Annotated in this window: 24 protein-coding genes; 12 read left to right on the top strand and 12 right to left on the bottom strand. The window is 48.4% G+C overall.

The window, feature by feature from the left end; all coding sequences use genetic code 11:
- Positions 1 to 14 precede the first annotated feature (14 nt).
- On the bottom strand, positions 15 to 392 hold the full coding sequence (locus CVV54_07505; protein ID PKL04148.1) for a 2Fe-2S ferredoxin: 378 nt from the start codon (positions 390 to 392) through the stop codon (positions 15 to 17).
- Between the two features lie 18 nt (positions 393 to 410).
- Positions 411 to 893: an NADH-quinone oxidoreductase subunit NuoE gene (locus CVV54_07510; protein ID PKL04149.1), complete on the bottom strand. Its 483-nt coding sequence runs from the start codon at positions 891 to 893 to the stop codon at positions 411 to 413.
- Positions 894 to 1,623: 730 nt separating this feature from the next.
- Between CVV54_07510 and CVV54_07515 the strand changes: the two genes are divergently transcribed.
- The 8 genes from CVV54_07515 to CVV54_07550 all read left to right on the top strand — a co-directional run bounded on the left by CVV54_07515 (position 1,624) and on the right by CVV54_07550 (position 9,728).
- Positions 1,624 to 2,097 (top strand): NADH-quinone oxidoreductase subunit NuoE, encoded by a 474-nt coding sequence (locus tag CVV54_07515; protein ID PKL04150.1) that lies wholly within the window; start codon positions 1,624 to 1,626, stop codon positions 2,095 to 2,097.
- A 17-nt stretch (positions 2,098 to 2,114) separates the two neighbouring features.
- Complete coding sequence (locus tag CVV54_07520) at positions 2,115 to 2,486, top strand: 2Fe-2S ferredoxin (GenBank protein PKL04151.1); 372 nt, start codon at positions 2,115 to 2,117, stop codon at positions 2,484 to 2,486.
- A 13-nt stretch (positions 2,487 to 2,499) separates the two neighbouring features.
- Entirely contained in the window at positions 2,500 to 4,293 is a 1,794-nt protein-coding gene (locus tag CVV54_07525; GenBank protein ID PKL04152.1) for an NADH-quinone oxidoreductase subunit NuoF, read from the top strand.
- A gap of 17 nt (positions 4,294 to 4,310) precedes the next feature.
- Positions 4,311 to 7,004: a formate dehydrogenase subunit alpha gene (locus tag CVV54_07530; protein PKL04153.1), complete on the top strand. Its 2,694-nt coding sequence runs from the start codon at positions 4,311 to 4,313 to the stop codon at positions 7,002 to 7,004.
- 76 nt (positions 7,005 to 7,080) lie between these two features.
- A complete protein-coding gene (locus CVV54_07535) occupies positions 7,081 to 7,914 on the top strand; it encodes an FdhC protein (protein PKL04154.1) in 834 nt (277 codons plus the stop codon).
- 11 nt (positions 7,915 to 7,925) lie between these two features.
- On the top strand, positions 7,926 to 8,621 hold the full coding sequence (locus CVV54_07540) for a hypothetical protein (GenBank protein PKL04155.1): 696 nt from the start codon (positions 7,926 to 7,928) through the stop codon (positions 8,619 to 8,621).
- 2 nt (positions 8,622 to 8,623) lie between these two features.
- Positions 8,624 to 9,169, top strand: coding sequence for a hypothetical protein (locus CVV54_07545; GenBank protein ID PKL04156.1), 546 nt, complete (start codon positions 8,624 to 8,626; stop codon positions 9,167 to 9,169).
- A 100-nt stretch (positions 9,170 to 9,269) separates the two neighbouring features.
- On the top strand, positions 9,270 to 9,728 hold the full coding sequence (locus tag CVV54_07550) for a ferritin (protein PKL04157.1): 459 nt from the start codon (positions 9,270 to 9,272) through the stop codon (positions 9,726 to 9,728).
- Positions 9,729 to 9,828: 100 nt separating this feature from the next.
- Here CVV54_07550 and CVV54_07555 read toward each other — a convergent pair whose 3' ends face one another.
- The 7 genes from CVV54_07555 to CVV54_07585 form a co-directional block, all read right to left on the bottom strand.
- Complete coding sequence (locus tag CVV54_07555) at positions 9,829 to 10,578, bottom strand: histidinol-phosphatase (protein PKL04158.1); 750 nt, start codon at positions 10,576 to 10,578, stop codon at positions 9,829 to 9,831.
- 6 nt (positions 10,579 to 10,584) lie between these two features.
- A complete protein-coding gene (locus CVV54_07560) occupies positions 10,585 to 10,920 on the bottom strand; it encodes a serine kinase (protein PKL04159.1) in 336 nt (111 codons plus the stop codon).
- Entirely contained in the window at positions 10,917 to 12,236 is a 1,320-nt protein-coding gene (locus CVV54_07565) for a Fe-S cluster protein (GenBank protein ID PKL04160.1), read from the bottom strand. Before CVV54_07565 ends, CVV54_07560 begins: the two co-directional genes overlap by 4 nt.
- Positions 12,237 to 12,421: 185 nt before the next feature.
- Positions 12,422 to 12,850 carry an anti-sigma regulatory factor gene (locus tag CVV54_07570; protein PKL04161.1) on the bottom strand — a complete coding sequence of 143 codons (429 nt, stop codon included), beginning with the start codon at positions 12,848 to 12,850 and terminating at the stop codon, positions 12,422 to 12,424.
- A gap of 4 nt (positions 12,851 to 12,854) precedes the next feature.
- Positions 12,855 to 13,223 (bottom strand): transcriptional regulator, encoded by a 369-nt coding sequence (locus CVV54_07575; protein PKL04162.1) that lies wholly within the window; start codon positions 13,221 to 13,223, stop codon positions 12,855 to 12,857.
- A 222-nt stretch (positions 13,224 to 13,445) separates the two neighbouring features.
- Entirely contained in the window at positions 13,446 to 14,003 is a 558-nt protein-coding gene (locus CVV54_07580) for a histidine kinase (protein PKL04163.1), read from the bottom strand.
- Positions 13,996 to 14,805, bottom strand: coding sequence for a formate dehydrogenase family accessory protein FdhD (locus CVV54_07585; protein ID PKL04164.1), 810 nt, complete (start codon positions 14,803 to 14,805; stop codon positions 13,996 to 13,998). Before CVV54_07585 ends, CVV54_07580 begins: the two co-directional genes overlap by 8 nt.
- Positions 14,806 to 14,998: 193 nt before the next feature.
- On the opposite strand from CVV54_07585, the gene CVV54_07590 reads away from it, so the two are divergent.
- Positions 14,999 to 15,916 (top strand): hypothetical protein, encoded by a 918-nt coding sequence (locus tag CVV54_07590; GenBank protein PKL04165.1) that lies wholly within the window; start codon positions 14,999 to 15,001, stop codon positions 15,914 to 15,916.
- An 82-nt stretch (positions 15,917 to 15,998) separates the two neighbouring features.
- A complete protein-coding gene (locus tag CVV54_07595) occupies positions 15,999 to 16,928 on the top strand; it encodes a hypothetical protein (GenBank protein ID PKL04166.1) in 930 nt (309 codons plus the stop codon).
- Positions 16,929 to 17,166: 238 nt separating this feature from the next.
- Here the strand turns inward: CVV54_07595 and CVV54_07600 are convergent, their stop codons facing one another.
- Positions 17,167 to 17,610, bottom strand: a complete 444-nt coding sequence (locus CVV54_07600; GenBank protein PKL04167.1) for a hypothetical protein — start codon at positions 17,608 to 17,610, stop codon at positions 17,167 to 17,169.
- An 84-nt stretch (positions 17,611 to 17,694) separates the two neighbouring features.
- Between CVV54_07600 and CVV54_07605 the strand changes: the two genes are divergently transcribed.
- Both CVV54_07605 and CVV54_07610 read left to right on the top strand, forming a co-directional pair.
- Positions 17,695 to 18,453: a hypothetical protein gene (locus CVV54_07605; GenBank protein PKL04168.1), complete on the top strand. Its 759-nt coding sequence runs from the start codon at positions 17,695 to 17,697 to the stop codon at positions 18,451 to 18,453.
- A gap of 38 nt (positions 18,454 to 18,491) precedes the next feature.
- Complete coding sequence (locus CVV54_07610; protein ID PKL04169.1) at positions 18,492 to 18,827, top strand: hypothetical protein; 336 nt, start codon at positions 18,492 to 18,494, stop codon at positions 18,825 to 18,827.
- Between the two features lie 55 nt (positions 18,828 to 18,882).
- Here CVV54_07610 and CVV54_07615 read toward each other — a convergent pair whose 3' ends face one another.
- Positions 18,883 to 19,716 (bottom strand): ATP-binding protein, encoded by an 834-nt coding sequence (locus CVV54_07615; protein PKL04170.1) that lies wholly within the window; start codon positions 19,714 to 19,716, stop codon positions 18,883 to 18,885.
- Positions 19,703 to 20,089 (bottom strand): hypothetical protein, encoded by a 387-nt coding sequence (locus CVV54_07620; GenBank protein PKL04171.1) that lies wholly within the window; start codon positions 20,087 to 20,089, stop codon positions 19,703 to 19,705. Before CVV54_07620 ends, CVV54_07615 begins: the two co-directional genes overlap by 14 nt.
- Positions 20,090 to 21,059: the final 970 nt, after the last annotated feature.

Here is a 21,059-nt window from a genome sequence, read left to right on the forward strand (position 1 = left end):
TCCTCCCCCAGATCCTATTCTTTATTGGGGATCTTAGCCACAACAAGATCCTCGACTATATTCCCGTTTACAAGGTGGTCAGCAATTATGCGGGGAACATCCGCCGGATATACCGGTCCATAGGTGACTCTGTCCTCACCTGGACGGACTATATCCATAAGGGGTTCCTTCTGGCACATTCCTATGCACCCGGTCTGAAGGACTGAAACATTGTTCAGGTTGCGCTTAGCGAGTTCTTCAAGGACAGCAGTCATTACTTCTCGCGCTCCCGCAGCTATGCCACAGGTTCCCATCCCAATGATCACCTGTGTATCATTATTCTTGCGGGCTTTTGTCTGAAGCTGTGAGTCCGCTTTTATCTTCCTGAGATCTTCAAGGCTTTTTATAGTCATTGATATCTCCTGCCTTTCCTACTTATTACAGTACTTGTCGAGCATAGGTCCGACCGCTTCAGCTGTGAGCCTTCCATGAGTATCATCGTTGATCATGAGGCATGGAGCCAGGCCACAGGCTCCGATGCAGGCCACTGTCTCAAGCGTGTACTCAAGGTCGGGAGTCGTTACCTGACCGTCCTTAAGTCCCAGCTTTTCACGGATAGCATTGAGAACGGCCTTTGCTCCGCGGACATGACATGCTGTTCCTTGGCATGACCTGATAATGTTCTTGCCGCGAGGTTCCAAGTGAAACTGGGAGTAAAAAGTGACGACACCGAACACCTGGCTGATGGGGACGTCGATCTCCTTGCTGATTTTGATCAGAACATCCTTCGGAAGATATCCGAATATTTCCTGAGCCTGCTGCAGAACAGGTATCACACTGCCTTTCGTGCCCCGATATCTGTCCAAAAGCTGGTCCAGCTGTTCCCAGGACTTCTCTGACATGTTCTCTAACATAAAACGCACCCTCCTTATGTTCTTCCCGAACCCTCCAGTCCGGGAAGTCTGTATCTATTTTATTATTCTACCCCGCACTGGATCGTGATTCTGAACACAATGCGAAGAGTAATTTGGCAAGACGAGCTTGAGAAAAAATACACAAACTTTGGTAATTATATACTCCAAGAAGAAATTAAGGCAAGTTCAATCGATACGTAAAGTATATTTTGATTAAATTTAAGTATTTTTACTTGCATAAAATTACAGGGTAAACAAAACTAAACTGAACAATATCGCATAGGTAAACTTTTAGGAAATATTTTCTGATATTTGTCCGTTATTATAGTTCACTTTAGAAACCATTGATTTTAATCATAAATGCTTACTTTCGCCTTCTTCTATTCTTTATTTATTTTTAAATCTTTAGTTTGTTAAGATATGAGGCCATATCTTGATTATTTCTTGTTTTTTTGACACTTCTACCAAAGCATTTTGGCTTGTAATTTGCATTAATTACTGATAGACTTCTCCGCATAGATTGTGTTTCATTTCGCAAACTTGCCCGATAATTGTTTTTGGGGAACATGGGCAAGCGAGCTGATTCCGAAACTTAAATTCATTTTTTTTGGGTTTTCTCCCTGTGGAGCTATCCGCAGGGATGTTTGTGCGCGCATAGAATTTTTTTCTTTAGTATAAGAGATTTTTTCTCCATGCGCTTACAGTATAAACGTTTAAAGGGGGAAACGAGATGTCCACAGCAACAAAAGATGTTGCACAGGTGACGAAAGATATCGTCGCTCCATGGAAAGGGAAAAGGGGCGGTATCATTCCCATCCTTCAGAAAGTGCAGCATGAATTCGGCTACCTGCCTGATGAGGCCATGGTCACCATATCCTCAGAAACCAAAGTCGCCTTGGCAGAGCTATACGGAGTAGCTACTTTCTACGCGCAGTTCCACCTCAAACCACGCGGACGCCACATTATCAGGGTCTGTCGCGGAACAGCATGCCACGTTAGAGGAAGCCTTGGTATCCTCGAAAGGGTAATTTCCGAGCTCAAACTTCAGTCCGGCGAGGTAACAACTCCCGATCTCAGGTTCACAATAGAACCTGTTGCATGTATCGGAGCATGCGGTCTTGCGCCGTGTGTCATGGTAGACGACGAGACTCACGGTCGCCTCACCAAGGACAAGGTCCCCGACATGCTTTCAAAATACGAATAGGGCGGAGGTGACAGAATATGCCTAAAATCAGCAATTTGGAAGAACTTAAAAAACTTAGAGAAAAGTCTATAGCTGTAACTGCCGCCCGTAAGGAAGGCAAATTCAGAGTCATAATCGGACTTGGGACGTGCGGGATCGCTGCAGGCGGAAGAAAGATAATGGAAGTTGCCATGGAAGAGATCTCCAAGCGCGGACTCAAGGATGTTTCAGTTGAGACGACCGGCTGCATCGGTATGTGCCAGAATGAGCCGCTTATGGATATAGTACGTCCGGGCGAACCTAGAGTAACATACGGCAACCTGAAGCCCGAAGATGTTCCCCGCATAATCGCTGACCACCTCGTAAACGGCAACGTCGTCGAGGAAAAAGTCATCGGAAGACCTGAATAGGAGGCGTTAGGATATGGCAACTTTCAGAAGCCACGTACTCGTCTGCGGAGGAACAGGCTGCACCTCAGGAGGATCCGACAAGGTCCTTGAGACTCTTCGCGAAGGTATCAAGGCAAACGGACTCGATAAGGAGATCACTGTCGTACAGACGGGCTGTCATGGGATGTGCGAGGCCGGCCCCATCGTAATCGTATACCCCGAAGGAACTTTCTACACTCACGTAAAACCGCAGGATGCAAAAGAAATAGTAACTGAACACCTTCTCAAGGGAAGGGTCGTTGAGCGCCTCCTCTATAAGGAAGCTATGCATTCTGAAGCGGTCCCGCACTACAATGAACTGCCCTTTTACAGCAAACAGGTAAGGCTCACGCTGCGCAACTGCGGTTACATTGATCCCGATTCACTTGAAGAATATATCGCACGCGACGGATACCAGGCCCTTGCAAAGGTGCTCACCGAAAAAACACCTGAGCAGGTAGTCGAAGACATGAAGACTTCCGGCCTTCGCGGACGCGGCGGCGGCGGATTCTCTACAGGTATGAAGTGGATGTTCTGTGCAAAATCGCCCGGTCCTAAAAAGTATGTAATATGCAACGCCGACGAAGGAGACCCCGGCGCGTTCATGGATCGTTCCCTTCTTGAGGGTGACCCCCACGCAATAATTGAAGGAATGGCCATAGGAGCCTACGCAATGGGCGCAGACGAAGGCTATATCTACTGCCGCGCTGAATATCCCCTCGCAATAAAGAGACTCCTTAAGTCAATAGGAGACGCGGAAGAGGCCGGGCTCCTTGGTGAGAATATACTCGGCACCGGCTTTAACTTCACTCTCCATGTAAAGGAAGGCGCAGGAGCCTTCGTATGCGGAGAAGAGACCGCCCTGATGAACTCCATAGAGGGCAAACGCGGCATGCCGCGCCCACGCCCTCCGTTCCCCGCAATAAAGGGTCTCTGGGAAAAACCTTCCAATATTAATAACGTTGAGACCTGGGCAAACGTGGCACAGATAATGTTCCACGGCCCCGAATGGTACGCAAGCTACGGTTATGAAAAATCCCGCGGCACAAAAGTCTTTGCCCTTACAGGCAAGGTAAACAACACCGGCCTTGTCGAAGTCCCGATGGGGACCACCATCCGCGAAGTCGTATTCGACATTGGCGGAGGTATCATGGGCGGCAAGAAATTTAAGGCCGTTCAGATAGGCGGACCCTCAGGCGGATGCCTCACAGAGGAACATCTCGACCTTCCGATCAGCTATGAATCACTGACAGCAGCAGGAGCCATAATGGGTTCGGGCGGTCTGGTTGTCGTTGATGAAGATACATGCATGGTCGACATGGCCAGGTTCTTCCTTGAGTTCACACAGCGTGAATCCTGCGGAAAATGCATCCCCTGCCGCGAAGGCACCAAAAAAATGCTCGACATCCTTATCCGCATCACCGAGGGCAAGGGACGCGAAGAAGACATCGACAACCTCATTTACCTTGGAACGCAGATAAAGACGGCATCCCTATGCGGTCTTGGCCAGACAGCTCCGAATCCCGTGCTTACAACTATTCGCTATTTCAGGGATGAGTACGAAGCACACATATTCGAAAAGAGATGTCCTGCCGGAGCATGCAAGGCTCTTATTACGGTCAAGATCGATCCAGCCAAATGCGTCGGCTGCACAAAGTGCACAAAGGCCTGCCCGGTAAGCGCAATTTCCGGAACAGTAAAACAGCCGCACGTCATCGATCAGACTCTTTGCACCAAGTGCGGAGCATGCGTCGAAGTCTGCCCCTTCAAGGCTATTGACAAGAAATAGGAATGAGGTGAGAAAATATGGCTAACGCAATAATAAATGGAAAAAGCGTAGAGTTCCAGCCTGGAATGACTATCCTCCAGGCCGCCAGAGCCGCTAACATTTACATACCGGTCCTCTGCGAGCACCCCGCGCTGGAGATAGCAGGGGCCTGCAGGGTATGTCTCGTGGAAGTGGAAAACAACCCGAAACTTCAGACGGCATGTTCCACTCCTATAATGGACGGAATGGTGATCAATACAAATACGGAAAAAGTTCGTACAGCCCGCAAGGCAGTCATTGAACTTCTTCTCATCCGCCATCCTCTGGATTGCTTCAGCTGCAGCAGCAACGGAAAATGTGAACTCCAGGCGATCGCATATGATCTCGGTATAGAGAAATCTCCTTTCTGGGAAGAGGGAGATACCTGCAAAGACCACAAACTCGATGACAGCAACCCCTTCTACATCCGCGACCTCAACAAATGCATCCTATGCGGACGCTGCATCAGGGTCTGTGACAAGCACTCACAGTACCACGCAATAGACTTCCAGAACCGTGGTATCGTTACAGCTGTTCAGCCTCCTGTAGGCAGAGGCCTGGAAGAATCTGACTGCACCTTCTGCGGCCAATGTGTCGCCGTATGTCCTGTCGGAGCCCTTTATGAAAAACCGGCTGTAGGCAAGGGACGTCCCTGGGAACTCAAGACCACCAGGACAGTCTGCACATACTGCGGAGTCGGATGCGAACTTCTTGTCCAGGTCAACGAAAGGACAGGCAAGATCGCTAACGTAACGTCAGACCATACGAATATGGATTCCCTGAACAAGGGCCGCACATGCGTAAAAGGCCGCTTCTCATGGGAGTTCGTAAACCATCCTGACAGGCTAACAACACCTCTCATCAAGGAAAACGGAGAATTTCGCAAGGCTACCTGGGATGAGGCTCTCGACAAGATAGCCGACGGTCTCAAGGCAAACAAGGGCAAAGCCGGATTCTTCTCCTCTGCACGCTGCACCAACGAAGACAACTACCTCATGCAGAGGTTCGCAAGGGAGGTGATGGGCACTAATAACGTAGACCACTGTGCCCATCTCTGACACTCCGCAACAGTTGCAGGTCTCGGTGAGACCTTCGGAAGCGGAGCAATGACAAACGATTTTGATTCCATCAAACATGCCGATACTATCATGGTGATCGGTTCCAACACGACTGAAGCACACCCTGTCGTTGGCATGATGATAAAAGAGCAGGTCCGCAAAGGCGCCAAGCTTATCGTCTGTGACCCGCGCAGGATCGAGCTTCACGATCTGGCTACCGTTAAGATCCAGCAGAGAAGCGGATCTGACGTGGCACTCCTTAACGGCATGATGAACGTCATCCTTGCCGAAAACCTCCACGACCCGAAGTTTATCGAGGAGAGAGTGGAGAAGTTTGAGGAACTTAAGGCCCTAGTCGGGAAGTACACACCCGAGTACGTTGAGGGCATTACAGGCATTCCTGCGGATACGATCCGTGAGGCTGCACGCCTCTATGCATCAGGACCAAACTCAGCACTCTACTACACAATGGGCATCACACAGCATACGACCGGTACCAACAACGTCCGCAGCTGCTGCAACCTGGCGCTTCTCTGCGGAATGCTGGGCCGCCCGGGAACCGGCGTCAACCCGCTCCGCGGACAGAACAACGTCCAGGGTGCATGTGATATGGGATGCCTCCCGGCAACCCTACCCGGCTATCTGAAGGTCGGTCTGCCCGCAGCAGCGGAAAAGATCGAAGCTCTCTGGGGATGCAAAATGCCTCAAGAGGGCAAGGTAGGACTCTCTGTTGCAACCATGATGGAAGCAGCGGGAAAAGGCGAACTCAAGGCACTCTACATCATGGGTGAAAACCCAATGGTAACTGACGCGGATACGAACCACGTTTCCCACGCCCTTGACACGCTCGACCTCCTTGTCGTACAGGATATTTTCCTGACGGAGACAGCGCAGAAAGCCGACGTAGTACTCCCTGCCGCATGCTGGCCTGAAAAGCCGGGAACCTGCACCAATACGACCCGCGCCGTCCAACTGCTTCGCAAGGCAGCTGAAGCACCGGGAGAAGCAAGGGAAGACTGGACTGTATTTGTCGAACTTGCAAAACGTTTCGGACACGACTGGAACTTCAAAACAGCGTCCGATGTCTTTAACGACATCGCTAAGTTCGTTCCTGCATATGCAGGCATGAGCCATGAGCGTCTTGACAAAGGATACCTCCAGTGGCCCTGCCCGACACCGGAACACCCCGGAACGCCAAACCTCCACACCGCGAAATTCGCAAGGCCCAACGGAATGGCAACATTCTCACCCTGCGAGTGGGCTGCACCGCATGAATGGCCTGATGAGGAGTATCCGTTCATTGCAACTACCGGACGCAACCTCTTCCACTACCATTCCGGCTCAATGAGCCGCAGAGGTGCATCAGGCAAATATGTCAAGGAACTTTACATCGAGGTCAACCCCGTTGATGCAGCAGCCATGGGCGTAAGCGAAGGCGAAAAAGTAACAGTCAAATCCCGCCGCGGCGAAGTAACAGGCGGTGCGAGGATAACCGACAGCGTACCGGAGAAAATGGTATTCCTCCCGTTCCACTTTGGAGAGGCTTCTGCCAACCTGCTGACTGCTTCAGTGTGGGATCCCACTTCTGAGACCCCTGCCTTTAAGGTCAGCGCAGTAAAAGTATCAAAGGCTTAAACAGCCTTAGCAATAAAACAGAGGGGCGGATAATATATTCCGCCCCATTACAATAATAACGGAGGCGTTTTAAGAAATGAACTTTAAACCACCTGTAGAAATTGCAAAGAGTGCCTGTACTGTAGCAAAAGCCAAAGCAGGCCTTTCCATTAAGGCATTGCTCGTAATGGGTTTCCTTGCAGGCGCTTACATCGCGTTCGGCGGCTTTTTGATGACAACCGTTACTCAGGACGTGGCTCAGTATGCCGGCGTCGGCATCTCAAAGATGCTGGGAGGAATGGTGTTTGCCCTTGGACTCATGCTCGTCATCGTTGGCGGAGCAGAGCTCTTCACCGGAAACTGCCTCATGCCCATAGGCATGCTTAACGGATGCGTATCTTTCCAGGGCGTACTAAAAAACTGGACTGTAGTTTACATCGCAAACCTTATCGGATCTGTATTTCTCGCTTGGATGATCTATAACACAGGGCTAGCAACTGGAGCAACGGGAGTCAATGCACTCAAGATAGCAGTTGCAAAGGTCAACCTCCCGGTAAGCCAGATGGTATTCCGCGGCGTCCTTTGTAACTGGCTGGTCGTTATGGCAGTATGGATGTCATTCTCAGCAATGGACGTAATGAGCAAATACATCTGCTGCCTCATCCCGATCTCAGGATTCGTAACGATGGGGTTTGAACACAGCATCGCAAACATGTACTTCATCGCACTGGGAATGTTCATCAAGGGCGGAGATGCGGCAACAGTCGAACTTGCAGCAGTGGCACCTGACAAACTGGCTGCCCTCACAATGGGCGGGTACTGGGGAAACATAATTCCTGTAACAATCGGGAATATGGTCGGTGGCATCCTGTTCGTCGCTGTTCTTTACTACATGGTGTTCTCAGGAGCTCTTGACGAACCAAAAGCATAAATCAGCTGATCATGAAACCACTCCTTCATAACAAGACCCTGGTATTCACTCCGGTCGGCGGTACAGCATACAAGGAGCGCCTCCACGCTTCGCTGCTCTTGCTGGCCGGCGGTCAGGGCTCAAGGATGGGTGGCAGGAATAAACTTTATCTTGAGCTCGAGGGTTCCCTTCTTATTGAGGGCACCCTCGAGATTGTTGCACCACTTTTTAAAGAAGTCATCCTGCTGGTTGCTCCGGGAGAATCTACAAAGGCAAAAGAGACCCTCTCTCTGCTTGTCAATAAATGGGACATAGCAGTAGTAGAGGACAGGGTACAGGCAAGAGGACCGCTCGAAGGTCTTTACAATGGTCTGTACCATATGAAAGAAGAATGGGGATTCCTTATGGGCTGTGATATGCCCTCCCCTGACCCGGATGTAATAAAAGGGATGAGCAGTTTCTGCAGCGTAAACAATGATGCCATTGTAGCTGAAAGGCAAGGATTTTTGGAACCTCTCCATGCATTCTATCGTAAAAACTGTATTGGAGCTGTTTCTGATGCCATGCTGCGCGGAGATAGAAAAATAAAACAGTTCTACAATGACATCAGGCTTACCGTGATCAACGAAAAAAAGCTCAAAGAATTCGGTGATGAAAGAAGCTCCTTTTTTAACCTCAACACCCCCCACGATGTGGAAAAAATGAAACTCAGCCAGGAAGTGAGATAACGATGAAGGAACTTGCAGATGGTTTCAAGCGTTTTGCAGCAAAGGCTGACAGGGATTTTTATGCCGATCTGGTCGCCGGACAGCGTCCTCATACCATGATGATCTCGTGCAGCGACAGCAGGATAATACCGGAACATATATTCGACGCAAAACCAGGAGAGATCTTCATACTCCGGAATGTCGGGAACCTCGCCCGGACAGAGGAATCTTCAGTGAGGGCATGCATAGATTATGCGGTCAAACATCTGAAGGTAAAAAGGTTGGCCGTGCTGGGGCACAACCAGTGCGGAGCTGTAAAGGCAACAGAAAATAAGGAGCACCTGGATACAGAAGGACTGAAAAAGTGGCTGGAACAGGAAGAATATGCGGGGCCAGATCTTGAAGGAGCCGAAAAGGCCCAGGCAGTACGTCAGCTCGCAAAATTGAAGGAATACCAGACTGTTAAAGAGGCACTTGAGGCTGGCCGACTTGAACTTTGCGCACTCTACTTCCACCTGGACCCCATCTCTATGGAAACTTATGAAGATGGAGAGTGGCGCTCTCTTTGATCTCAAAAGCCCGGCCCCCTCAGTTTACCCTTAGAGCATATATATATTAATTTTCATATTTTCCCAGTCCTATGTATAGAAACAGGGAAAAAGAGAGGAGATCAAAATGAAAAATTATAAGGAAATATTGAAAATGGCAGTTGGAAACGAAGTCGAGGCATTCGAGTTTTACAGGGACGCGGCAGCCAAGATGAAGGACCCCGCAATGAAAAAGACTTTTCAGGAGCTTGCTGACGAAGAATCAGGACACAAGGTGCTTCTTGAGGGTTATCTCAGCAACGAAATGAAGGATATGAAGTTCATCGATGAGAAGGATTACAAAGTCACTGAGACTGTCGAAGCCCCCCAGACCCTTTCCACCGATATGGCGTTCAAGGATGCCATTGCGCTTGCAATGAAAAAGGAACAGGAAGCAATGGAGATGTACCAGCAGTTCGCTGATGCCAGCGAAGAAGCCAAGCAGAAGGAGACCTTCCTTGAACTCGCAAAGATGGAAAAGGGACACAAGGTACGCCTCGAAAGCATCTACACCGACATTGCGTTTATAGAAGTCTGGTAAGATACCTCTAGACCTTAAAGAACGGATAAGCGCTCTGCCTTATGATCGGGCAGAGCGCTTTTTTATTAAAAACGTATCCTGATTTGATCCGAAAAAATTATCAGCCCCAGGGCCAGGAGATCCTTCTTCCGTCTTCTTCTTTTATGGCCTTTCTGATCTCCTCAAAGGTCGGTGCTTCAAGCATCATTTTAGTGCAGTTAGCTCTGGATATCGTCTCTAAAGTATGTGAGTCAGAGGATCTTATGAATGTCCTGCCCGGATATTTTTCCCTCCACATGGCAGCCTGGATCGAATCTATCCTCCAGGAGAGCTCAAAAGCGTCGGCAGGATAGTCGGCCGGCATAGGCCCCAGGGCGACAGGATAGGAAAAAGAGGGCCTGTCGACGTGGGCAAGTATCGCAAGACCTCCTATACTCTGCACCTTTGATACTATCTGATCTACTTCATATCCCGAACCCTGTATGAGGAGGGTCTCTTCTTCTCTCAGTATATTGTTGCAATGGTCCAGAACTACTTGATAGCCGAAATAGTCTACGTCGTTTTTTATCGGCAGCATCTTTTCCCAGAGCCAGGCTTTGTATAGAGTTGCGGTTTTGAAATCAGGAAAAACAGTAAGAATATGAATATCTTCTGCGCTCTGAGTCTCTATGCACGGCAGGACAAGAGGAACCCCCTCCGAAGCTTCGTGCACCGCGGGAAAATTGTCACAGGTGTTATGGTCAGCTATGCCGATTACATCGATACCGGCCCCTCTGGCAGCTGAAACTATCTCAGGCGCTCCCATATCCAGGCTTCCGCAGGGAGAAAGGGCCGTATGTATATGGAGGTCGACCCAGAAAGGCTTAAGCATATTTTATTATCCTTCTATACCAAGCTCCGAGAGCCTCATGCATGTTCCGAATATTGATTCGCTGACAGATGCCACGCAGATGTTTTCTGCCATGCACCGATCGATGAGATCTGCAGGGGCCTTTCTGTCCGAGGCCAGTATTATGATCGGAATATCCTTTAATACCGCTACAGCTGCAACATTCAGGTGGGCCTGTATCGTTATCCAGGCAGAACCCTCTGATACTGTGCCCATTATGAAGCTGAGCAGGTCTCCGGCCGCAGCCTTAGTCACATCTCTTTCAGGGTCGCCTGCTGCCTGCACATCAGCGTTCAGTTTTTCGCATAGGTCCTTTATCTTCAACTTTTTCCTCCCTTTCTCTTAAGCGTGTGGGGCTGGGATTCTGAGAGTTTTACGATTTGACATGCAAGTGCAGAGATACCCTCTCTGAGCTTAAAGATACAGTCTGTCACAGAACCGTGCCCCCTGACTATTTCCTCTGCCATTGCCTGGCATGAGGGCCTGCCGCAGGATCCGCAGTCGATATGGGGAAGGCCACTATAGATCTCCTTCATCTGCTGCAGTTTGACCATGGCATCTGCTACGTTATCAGAAAGAGGAAGGCGGGGACGTGGCTGATATTCGTTAGTAACAGGCCATATGTCCATTGTGAAGAGTTCCTCCGCCCTTGATAGTTCTTTAGGAGTGATGTTCCATTCTGTCTCGATGCTGCCAAGGCGGAGGTTTGCAAGAAAACGCGAATCCGCAGTTCCTACTCCGCCGACGCATCCTGTGTCGCAGACACGACATTCGATAAAATCAACGCCTCGCAGCCTTCCCAGCTCAAGTTCCTGAAGTGTGTCAAGCGTATTCCTCATGCCCGATACTGCAAGTATAGTCAGTTTTTTGTCTGAAAAGGCCTGGACGTGCCTTGATTCTCCACCGCGCCGCGCCCACTGTATCCACCTGTTGTTCCTTTTCCTCGGTGCAGATTCGTTTTCGACATTTATGTCGCCTTCAGCCATTATGCTCCTTGCTACCTTCCTGACCGTTACTGCGTTCGTAAGCGGAGAAACTCCTTTGCCGTGCGGTTCCCTGACCATGGTTATCTTGGCTGGACAAGGGGCAAGAAGGGTAAGGGGCGCATCACTGTTGGTCCTCATCCTCCATAATGTTGCAGCGATCTCAAGGGGAGAAAGTACCGGGACTACCCTTGAAAGCAATTCCGGAAATTTAGTCTGGATGAGTCTGAGAACAGCGGGGCAGTATACTGATATGAGCGGCAGAACGGTCCTGGATGACCTGTTGATGAGCTGCGCTACAGCGTAGGCTGCCAGGTCAAAAGCATCCTCAGCTTCATCAATGAGGATCTTGAAGTCAAGTGACATGAGAACGTCTTCGAGGTTGTCAGGTCTGCCATAATGGCTGAACTGCGAAAAAAAGACCGGATCGGGAACTAATGTCGTTCTGGATGATTCTTTTATCCTGTTCCAGTCATCTTCATATATGCCAAGAGCAGAACGGGAGCAAGAACGCAGACATTCTCCGCAGTCTATGCAAAGCTCCTCTATGATGCTGATTTCTCCGTCAACTACACGAATAGCCTCTGTAGGACAGACTCTGATACAGTTGACACATCCCTGGCATGCCTCTTTTGAGATTTTTATACTATGTTCCATGCGGTTCGCTCCTCCGTAACAGCCGGCATATAGCTGGAGATCTGGTAACGGCTGGATTCAATAACTGCATATCGGTGGTCCGTAACTGAAATCTGTCTGATTTGAACAGTATAACAGCCGGAACCTAAAGTAAAAAATAGCATGTTTGGTATGAACGAGCTTATTGAAGGATTCTTGTCCGGTAGCTATTTGTTGAAAAATACAGTTGATATCAATTTGGTCCCAACACCGGGAGTAGATTCTATTTCAAAAAGATCCGAATTCCTCTTTATATTCGGAAGCCCCATCCCGGCACCAAACCCCATTTCTCTAGCCTGGTTCGAAGCAGTGGTATATCCCTCTGTCATGGCCTGATCGATATCAGGTATTCCGGGCCCTTCGTCCTCAGTTGATATTTCAAGCTTGTCCTCTGATATGACGGCTTTCAGGATCCCGCCGTTTGCGTGGATCACAAGGTTTATTTCTGCTTCGTATGCAATTACAGCAGCTCTTCTGCATACATCTGACTGTATGCCAAGCATTTTGAGGGTGTTTTTTATATTATTAGAGGCAGTACCTGCCACCATGAAGTTGTTGCCCTCTATCCTGTATTCCATACATACAGGAGCAGCCATACTGTTATGCCTCCCGAGGCTGTGGAACGTAACTTGGTTTTACACCCGCTGCATACAGCCTTCCGCAAACCTCATATAGGCTATATTTGGACAGAAGTACGGGTATTCCGCTTTCCTTCGCAAGATTCACTGTCTCTTCGAGCGGGATCTTACCCCTGACGAATACCACGGCAGGAAGATCAAGCATCTGCGCTGTCCTGACTATCTGAATATTGGTAAGGCCAGTAAGGAGAAGGGAGCCGGGAGAGCAGAAGGCAAGGACATCGCTCATCAGGTCGCAGGCATATGCAAATGGTACTGTTATCTCGCTCAGATCCCTGTCAGAGGTTATGACCTCAGCATTGATCAGCTCAGCCAATTCTTTTAAATTCATATTAAACATCCTCCTATAGAATTAATCTATATTTTAATTGTTATAGCATTTGATAACAATTTTACAGCCTTGCGCAAAAAATAACAAGCTTTACAAAATATGACTGTTTGCACTCTTTTTTAATATTTTTACATTCAAAATACTAAGTAATACAGTTTATTCTTATCTTAGAATAAATTTTTATCGATCTTTCTCTTTCGTCATTTGTGAGATTGGAATAGATTATCCCTCCCATTTTATCTCGTCCAGATTTTCCTTGATATGTTCCCTGAGCCAAAGGCCGACTTCTACAGAACGGAGCATCTCCCTGTCTCCATCGAGGGCTTCTATTATCTCATCCGTGTCCAGTACAAATTCCCCTGAATCTGTTTTATGTCTGTACGTCCAGTGTATCTCCGGGGAACCCATAATGAGCGTCATCAACGTGGCAGGGATGTCTCCGAGGGGAGGCCTGTCTATGCTGCTCATTCTGAAGGTCGCGGTCGTTTTTGTGCCCTTTCCGGGTTTTGAACTTATGGCAAGTCCGCCTCCGCAGAGTTCTGCAGACTGCTTGAGGAAGGGCAGTCCCATACCGACCCTTCTCGTCGTCCTTGTTGTCGTGAAGGGATCAGTCACCTTTGCAATAAAATCTTCGGTCATGCCTTTTCCGTTGTCCTCTACCGAGAAAATAAGTCTATCCGCAGATCTCTCTTCCAGGATCTCGATCCTTACCTCTGTACCGCTTGCCATAACGCTGTTTTCTGCTATATCCAGCACATGTGCGGAAAGATCTTCAAGCAATTTTTTCACCCTCCGATATTTTCTCTTCTGAGTTAAATTTTATCCGTTCCGGAGCGCTGTATACGTTGAATCTTCCGTTCCTGGCAAAACCAATCAGTGTCATATTACAGCGCCTCGCAGCATCCGCGCCGTTTGCTGTCGCAGCTGATATGCTCGCCATGACGGGTATTCTGGCCCCTGCCCCTTTAAGTACCATGTCCTCCGGCAGACGTCCTGACGTTATTAGCACAGCGTCACTCGTTTTTACGTTGTTTTTCAATAGCCATCCGATGGCCTTGTCGACCGCATTGTGCCTCCCCACGTCCTCAGTCCTAAAAAGTCTTTTGCCCTCAGGAGATACAAGGGCAGCGACGTGCACGCTTCCCGCCTGCCTGAAGAGAGGTGCTTCCGCTATCCAGTCAATGCCGGACATGATCGCGTCAAAGGAGATCTGCCATTCGAGAGGAAGGAACGAAGGATCGTTATTATCCCTTTCTTCCTGCAAAAAAGCCCCCGACGCAGTGTGAAGGAATCTGGATTCCAGTTTCCAGCCCTCTATTTTGTTTGCTCTTTCAACTATTATTCTGCTGTCGTCAATTTTAATAGATCTTATATCGTTCATGCTTTCTATCATCCGCCTGCAGTAGAGGTTTCCTAGCGCCCACAACTCTTCCTCTCCCGGCGTGAATATCACAATAGCTTCCCGAGAACCGTCAACTTCAAGGATGATTCGTTTTTCGACGATCATATCATCATCGATCTTTTTAACGGTCCCGTCGCTGAACATTCTCGTAATATCTTTTTTTACAGTACGGTCATCCATCCATATGCCCCGCTTTCTGCTTTTGGTCTGATCAACTGCCGCTTACATTTTACTACACCATAGGTCTTTAATTTTTGCACACATCAGAGATGATTTAGACTATACTACTCTTTGTCTTTATTCCTCGGAGCAACCGTCTGACAATGAACATTTCTGCCATGCCGAAACGATAACTGAAAGAAGAGATCCTTTTATGTCCGAAAATAGTACATCCAGTATCAAAGCTGCGAGGTTCAACGATTATCTGATCATCCTTACTGCCATTACGATATGGAGTGCGAGTTTTGCTGGAATGAAGGTCGCCCTCGAACAGGCCCATCCTATGGTAGTACTCTGGATGAGGCTTGGCCTCTCTATCCCTTTCCTCTTTGTGGGATCGTACCTTCAGAAAACATTCCGTCTCCCTGAAAGACATGAACTATGGCCCCTTCTCATCATGAGCTTCCAAGGTATATTCCTGGTTTTAGGTCTCCAGAATTACGCAATGAAAACTGCCAGCGCCTCTACCGCAAACTGGATCATAATCTGCTCTCCGGCCTTTGTGGCTCTTTTAGGATGGCTCTTCCTCAAAGAAAAAATATCCCACATGGGCTTTGCCGGATTATTGATTTCAGCAGCCGGAGTAATGTTAGTACTTCGCCTGGGTTCAGCCGGTGCAGTCCGGACATCAGGATCATTCGGGACGATCGGAGATCTGCTGATACTTTTTTCGTCGCTCAATTGGTCCATATTCCTTGTCTTTTCCAAAAAAGTCCTGAAGGATGACCTTCCTTACAGCTTCGTCCTTTTCTGGGAGATGTTTTTCTCCTTTATTTATGCAACATTAGCAGTACTGCTTATGGGATACGATATCTCTGTCATTGGATCGTTCAGCCCGAAAACCTGGACCGCAGTGGCATTTCTCGGCGCGGGCGCCTCTGCAGCAGCATATTTTTGCTGGTTTCATGGCCTTTCTGTGCTTCCCGTATCAAGGATAATTGCCTTTCAGTTCTTACAGCCATTTGCCGGGGCGATAATTGCATACCTGCTGCTTGGTGAGCGTTTCACGGTATGGCTCTTTGCCGGAGGCATAACAATAATGTATGGGGTCTACCTCGTTAACAGAAAATAGACCGGCTGACTGAAGCACATGGACCGGCCCAAAAAAGTTGATCTGGATATCCCTGCTTAAAACAGGAGGATGAAATATAGCAATGCCTGAAATAACTGAAATAATAAAAAAGAACCTCCGGACCCGTGATGCCTCTAATTATGCTTACGCGATGATACTCGCAACAGTGACCATTTGGGGAGGCAGCTTTGCTTCAACAAAATATGCCCTCGCACAGGCTGAGCCTATGGTGATCCTGTGGCTCCGCCTTGCCATTGCAATGCCGGTCCTCTTAGCTGGGATATTATGTGAGAGATCGATCCGCCTGCCCTCTAAAAATGAAGCCGTCGCGCTTTTTCTCATGGGCTTCCAGGGCATCTTTTTCCATCAGGCTATACAAGGTTATGCAATGAAGACGGCAGGAGCTGCAAACGCAAACTGGATGATGATAGCAACTCCGGCTCTTGTCGCGATATTAGGCCGGATATTTTTAAAAGAGAAGATCTCCGGAAGAGGAATCTGCGGGATGATACTCGCTGCAGCAGGGGTCACTCTCGTTATCGGACGCGGAACGGTCATTACCGCAAATTCCGGAGGTTTCGGAAGCATAGGAGATCTTATCATGCTCCTTTCCGTTCTTAACTGGGCGATCTTCCTGATCGTTTCAAGGAGAGTGCTCAAAAAGGACCTCTCTCCGGCATTCGTAATATTTTGGGAAATGCTCTTTGCCCTTATTGTGGCAACGCCTTTCGTAATATTCATAGGCAGCGATTTTTCGGTCATCCCATCTTTCTCCTCGGGAACCTGGGCGGCCCTGATCTTTCTGGGAGCATTTTCATCTGCCCTGGCCTATATCTTCTGGTTCAAAGCCCTTTCTGTCTTCACAGTTGCCAGGGTCGCAGTCTTCCAGTTCCTTCAGCCGATAGCCGGGGTCGTAATATCTTATTTCCTGGTAGGGGAAAGATTCACCCCCTGGCTGTTTGCCGGAGGGGCGATGATACTATGCGGGGTCTGGCTGGTCAATAAGAGGTAATCCACCGTTTATAGCTTAGATCCTGATAAATAAGCAGTGGTAGCTGCACTTAATGACCGCGGACCGGGACCGGGGTTTTTTATAGCTAAAGTCAGATAAAGTCACCATCTTTATACTCTTTTTTTTGATGTAGAACTTGGTCTTTGGTAATAAAAAAGGGAAAAGAATAACATTCTCCTACCCTCATATAAATTTTATTCACACTTTTACTGTTGCTTTGAAAAAAGATGACTTTCGATCAGTTCCCTGATATTACCTCTTTTACACCTTTTTTCAGAAGCCAGTCCCTGGCCCTGTCGCATATATCTCCCTGTAGGATAACATTTCCGTTCTCGACAAAAGATCCGCAGCCGAGACCTTTCCTCATATCTTTGGCAAGCTGGTCCCTGTCTATGTTTGAGTCCTTCGGAACGATCACGGCAGTCACAGTCTTTCCTCTGCGGCCGGCTGTCTGTCTCTGGAGAGAGACCCTGGATAGACGTGATATGCCGTTCTCGTTTTCTTTTTCTGAACCAATACTTTTGACTTTGCCTGTTTTTTCCTCTGAGACCGGGGGAAGCGGTCCGTCTTTGTTCCCGTCTCCGCCAAAGATCACTCCTATCGACAGGCCCAGGCTTTCATCAGCCCCAAGTGTAAAGCCTTCCCCTGATGTAAGTTTTCTTTTCTTTTTCACTGTCGACATTTTCCAGTCCCTCTTTTTTGGCTTAAAATAGGAAAAGATACTTTGCTTCGCCTTTAATGATTATATACTTTGGGGGCCTGTTGAATGTCAGAGACCCGGCACTTTGCAGTAAATTTTACTTCAGCACTCAAGATGCTCGGGAAGACTCCGGGTGGGGGAATCCTCGAACTGCGGAATGGGGCAGGTGCTTTTGCGACCGGGATGCCTTTTGCCGGAGAGAATTATGCTCTGTTTGACAACTGCTCATCGGAGGAAGAGGCTGCTCGTGTACTTGGCTTTTTTGAGGACAGAAATTTGCCTTTTATTTCCATGCAGCTTCCGGAACTGAAAAACGAGGTTTCAGGAGCACTTGAAAACAGAGGCCTTTCCATCCGGGCAGAATATATTGCGATGTCAATAAGGATCTCTTTTTCAGGAAGAGAGCAGGATCAGCATGTTAAGAGAGTTACAGACAGATCCGGTGAAATAGAATGGGCGGAAGCAGCCTGGACTGGATTTGGCGGTGAACTTCCGGTCCCGGACAGCTACAATAATTTTGCGGCCTATCTGAGCAGCTGTTCGGATAACCGCCTATACTACCTTGAAAAAGAGGGGATACCTCTCTGTTCCGCACTGCTGCATTCGGCTGACAGGACCTGCGGCCTATATTACTTTGCAACAAGGCCGGAGGCAAGAAGGCAGGGGCTGGCAGCAAGGCTCATGGACTCCCTGGCTGACCATGCTTCTCATTTTTCTGAGAATATGGTCCTGCTGGCCACTGAAATGGGCGCCAAGATGTACAAAAACTACGGATTTACAGAACTGATGAGAGTTTCTGTCTTATCCGGATCCGACGATATCTGATCTTAAAAATGGACGAAATCTTGAAAGGGGATCATATAATGGACAAACTTGAGAAATTCTGGAGAGACGCTCCGGGTGGATTTACCGTCTGCTCAGAGACCCGGGTAACAAAAAACATGGTGCTGAACGCGATAATTGACGGTGCGAAGGATCTTGAAATGCTAAAAGCAGCGATCCCCCTCTGCTCCGATGATACATGCGCATCAAATAACCCTTCAGGGGAGGGATGTTCTGAAAACGCCCGAGTCCTCCTATCAATATACGCTCCTGTATATGAGTTCATGAAGGAAGGGCATTCCCACGATCATGAGCATGATAAGGGATGCGGAAATAAGCCTTCCGCAAGCTGCGGAAGCTGTAAGCTGTGCCAATAATAATTAAAAACATCAAAAAAACAGGGAGCTGAATATGCAGCCCCCTGTTTTTTTATTATAGCTTTTCTATTTTTAATGCGGCTTCTTTCAGCCACCCTGAATTTTCATCTTCTATCTCTCCGGCATCGCAGAGGGCGGCGATCTCCGAACTAACAGGTATGCTTGCAAGGAACTCTATGCCGTGCTTCTCAGCTGTCTCCCTTACCCGGCTTTCCCCAAAGATCTTGATCTCCTTCCCGCAGTCGGGACAGATGACCGAACTCATGTTCTCTACTATCCCAAGTATAGGCACATTCATCTGTTCTGCCATACGGACGGCCTTCTCCACTATCATTGAGACAAGTTCCTGCGGAGAAGATACTATGACTATCCCGTCGACGGGAAGCGACTGGAAGACCGTAAGGGGAACATCTCCAGTTCCCGGAGGCATGTCAACAAACATGTAATCGACACCGGACCAGATAACATCGCTCCAGAACTGTTTTACCACGTCTGCAACAGCCGGACCCCGCCAGATGACAGGGGTCGTCTGATCCTCCACTAGAAGATTTATCGAAATTATGTCTATGCCTGTTCTAGTCGTTACCGGGATAATGCCTGATTCGTTTGCCTTTGCCAGACCTGAGAGCCCGAACATCTTTGGTATCGAGGGACCTGTTATGTCAGCATCCAGAATGGCCGACTGATGGCCCATTTTCTGCATCTGCACAGCCAGAAGGGATGTTATTAAAGATTTTCCGACCCCTCCCTTTCCGCTTACCACTCCTATGACCTTCCTTACGCTGCTGAGGGGATTAAGCTTGACTTTGAAATCGAAGGGCTGTGTTCTGGAAGTGCATTCCTCTCCGCAGCTCCCACATTCATTTGTACAATTCTCATGTTCGGTCATCTTCTGCATCTCCTTGTTTTGAGTTCATCTCTCCACGCCGGAAACGACAATGGCTGCATTCCTTTTTACCTTTGCAGCGGGCCTCCGACAATTCGAAATGTCCTCCGTCTATATGGATCTCCCTGCCTCTGCAGAGAGCCTCCGCTACTTTTTTGTGCGCAGAGTAAAGTATCCTCTGCAGCGTTCCTCTTGATATATTCATCAAGCTTGCAGCTTTGTCCTGGTCCATAGATTCAAGGTCACAAAGACGCAGCGACTCGACTTCCTCGATGGTAAGGACAGTCACATCCTCTGCGCTGCCTTCGGGAATAAAGCGCAGGGTTTCAGGTATGCTGCATACTCTTCTGCATTTGACCTCTCTCGGCAAGTCCATTCTCCTTTAATGTGCATATGCACACTTGAGTGAATATATTCCTCTGATCAGAATACGTCAAGGATCATTTATATAAATCATTACATGTCAATGCACTATGGCATCTAGATGGCACGTTAGTGTAAACACATATATAACATGAGACCCCTTATGCATTCAGTAACAAGAGTCTCATTACTGATGACAGTTTTTAATTTTCTGTGTATTCTGATAACCAGAAATCGCCCCGTCCGCTTTTAGAAATTGATTATTCCGATCAACAGAAATCAAGGTACACGGCAACGAGTTCCAGATTCCCGTATCGCAGTTTCAGTTACAAGGCGGCGTAAGTCCGGATCTGCTACAGCACCCGGAGCGGGGCGATTTAAGATAACAAGAGGGGGCTCTCGTAAGAGAGTCCCCCTCTTTATTTGCTTGCAATTGGGGCATCTAGGAGCGTTGGCTTAGCATAACGATGGTGAAGCTGCAACAAATACTGTCGCGTGAAGCCGTTGTGAAGCAATGGTGAAACGGTTGTATTAAATCAAAAACAAGAATCTAAGCCCCTTCTCGTCGCCCCGGTATGCACCTGAGCCGAGGTCCATTGTTTTGACTTTGATTCCGATATCTTGGCGGACATAAAACGAGGATCTGTGGATCCCGGCTCAAGCCCATACCGGGAAGACGGCGAGGTGCAATTGGGGCAGAGAACGGATGATAACGACGCAATGCGAAGCGGACACTCGTGAAGGCGTATACCAATACGTCGAAGCGAGGGTCCGCAAGCCTTGCTAAGTTAGCGCTAAGCTTTTAAGGTATTCGCGATGTCCCCTCCAATATCGCAATTGGGGCAGATCGGGGATGATAGCGACGCAATATGTGATGCTTCGAGCCGAGACCAGCTATCAAAAGTCAATAGGTAATTAGAAAATAATTAAAAAGCAATAGGTATCATGACAAGTAAATATAAGTGGCAACAACAGATCCGGGA

This window comes from Synergistetes bacterium HGW-Synergistetes-1 (assembly GCA_002839185.1).
Taxonomy (GTDB): domain Bacteria; phylum Synergistota; class Synergistia; order Synergistales; family Synergistaceae; genus Caenicola.

Coding starts and splice junctions, on each gene's coding strand:
- CVV54_07505 (PKL04148.1), bottom strand. CDS start 392: ATGACTATAAAAAGCCTTGAAGATCTCAGGAAGATAAAAGCGGACTCA.
- CVV54_07510 (PKL04149.1), bottom strand. CDS start 893: ATGTTAGAGAACATGTCAGAGAAGTCCTGGGAACAGCTGGACCAGCTT.
- CVV54_07515 (PKL04150.1), top strand. CDS start 1,624: ATGTCCACAGCAACAAAAGATGTTGCACAGGTGACGAAAGATATCGTC.
- CVV54_07520 (PKL04151.1), top strand. CDS start 2,115: ATGCCTAAAATCAGCAATTTGGAAGAACTTAAAAAACTTAGAGAAAAG.
- CVV54_07525 (PKL04152.1), top strand. CDS start 2,500: ATGGCAACTTTCAGAAGCCACGTACTCGTCTGCGGAGGAACAGGCTGC.
- CVV54_07535 (PKL04154.1), top strand. CDS start 7,081: ATGAACTTTAAACCACCTGTAGAAATTGCAAAGAGTGCCTGTACTGTA.
- CVV54_07540 (PKL04155.1), top strand. CDS start 7,926: ATGAAACCACTCCTTCATAACAAGACCCTGGTATTCACTCCGGTCGGC.
- CVV54_07545 (PKL04156.1), top strand. CDS start 8,624: ATGAAGGAACTTGCAGATGGTTTCAAGCGTTTTGCAGCAAAGGCTGAC.
- CVV54_07555 (PKL04158.1), bottom strand. CDS start 10,578: ATGCTTAAGCCTTTCTGGGTCGACCTCCATATACATACGGCCCTTTCT.
- CVV54_07565 (PKL04160.1), bottom strand. CDS start 12,236: ATGGAACATAGTATAAAAATCTCAAAAGAGGCATGCCAGGGATGTGTC.
- CVV54_07570 (PKL04161.1), bottom strand. CDS start 12,850: ATGGCTGCTCCTGTATGTATGGAATACAGGATAGAGGGCAACAACTTC.
- CVV54_07575 (PKL04162.1), bottom strand. CDS start 13,223: ATGAATTTAAAAGAATTGGCTGAGCTGATCAATGCTGAGGTCATAACC.
- CVV54_07585 (PKL04164.1), bottom strand. CDS start 14,805: ATGGATGACCGTACTGTAAAAAAAGATATTACGAGAATGTTCAGCGAC.
- CVV54_07590 (PKL04165.1), top strand. CDS start 14,999: ATGTCCGAAAATAGTACATCCAGTATCAAAGCTGCGAGGTTCAACGAT.
- CVV54_07595 (PKL04166.1), top strand. CDS start 15,999: ATGCCTGAAATAACTGAAATAATAAAAAAGAACCTCCGGACCCGTGAT.
- CVV54_07600 (PKL04167.1), bottom strand. CDS start 17,610: ATGTCGACAGTGAAAAAGAAAAGAAAACTTACATCAGGGGAAGGCTTT.
- CVV54_07605 (PKL04168.1), top strand. CDS start 17,695: ATGTCAGAGACCCGGCACTTTGCAGTAAATTTTACTTCAGCACTCAAG.
- CVV54_07610 (PKL04169.1), top strand. CDS start 18,492: ATGGACAAACTTGAGAAATTCTGGAGAGACGCTCCGGGTGGATTTACC.
- CVV54_07615 (PKL04170.1), bottom strand. CDS start 19,716: ATGACCGAACATGAGAATTGTACAAATGAATGTGGGAGCTGCGGAGAG.
- CVV54_07620 (PKL04171.1), bottom strand. CDS start 20,089: ATGGACTTGCCGAGAGAGGTCAAATGCAGAAGAGTATGCAGCATACCT.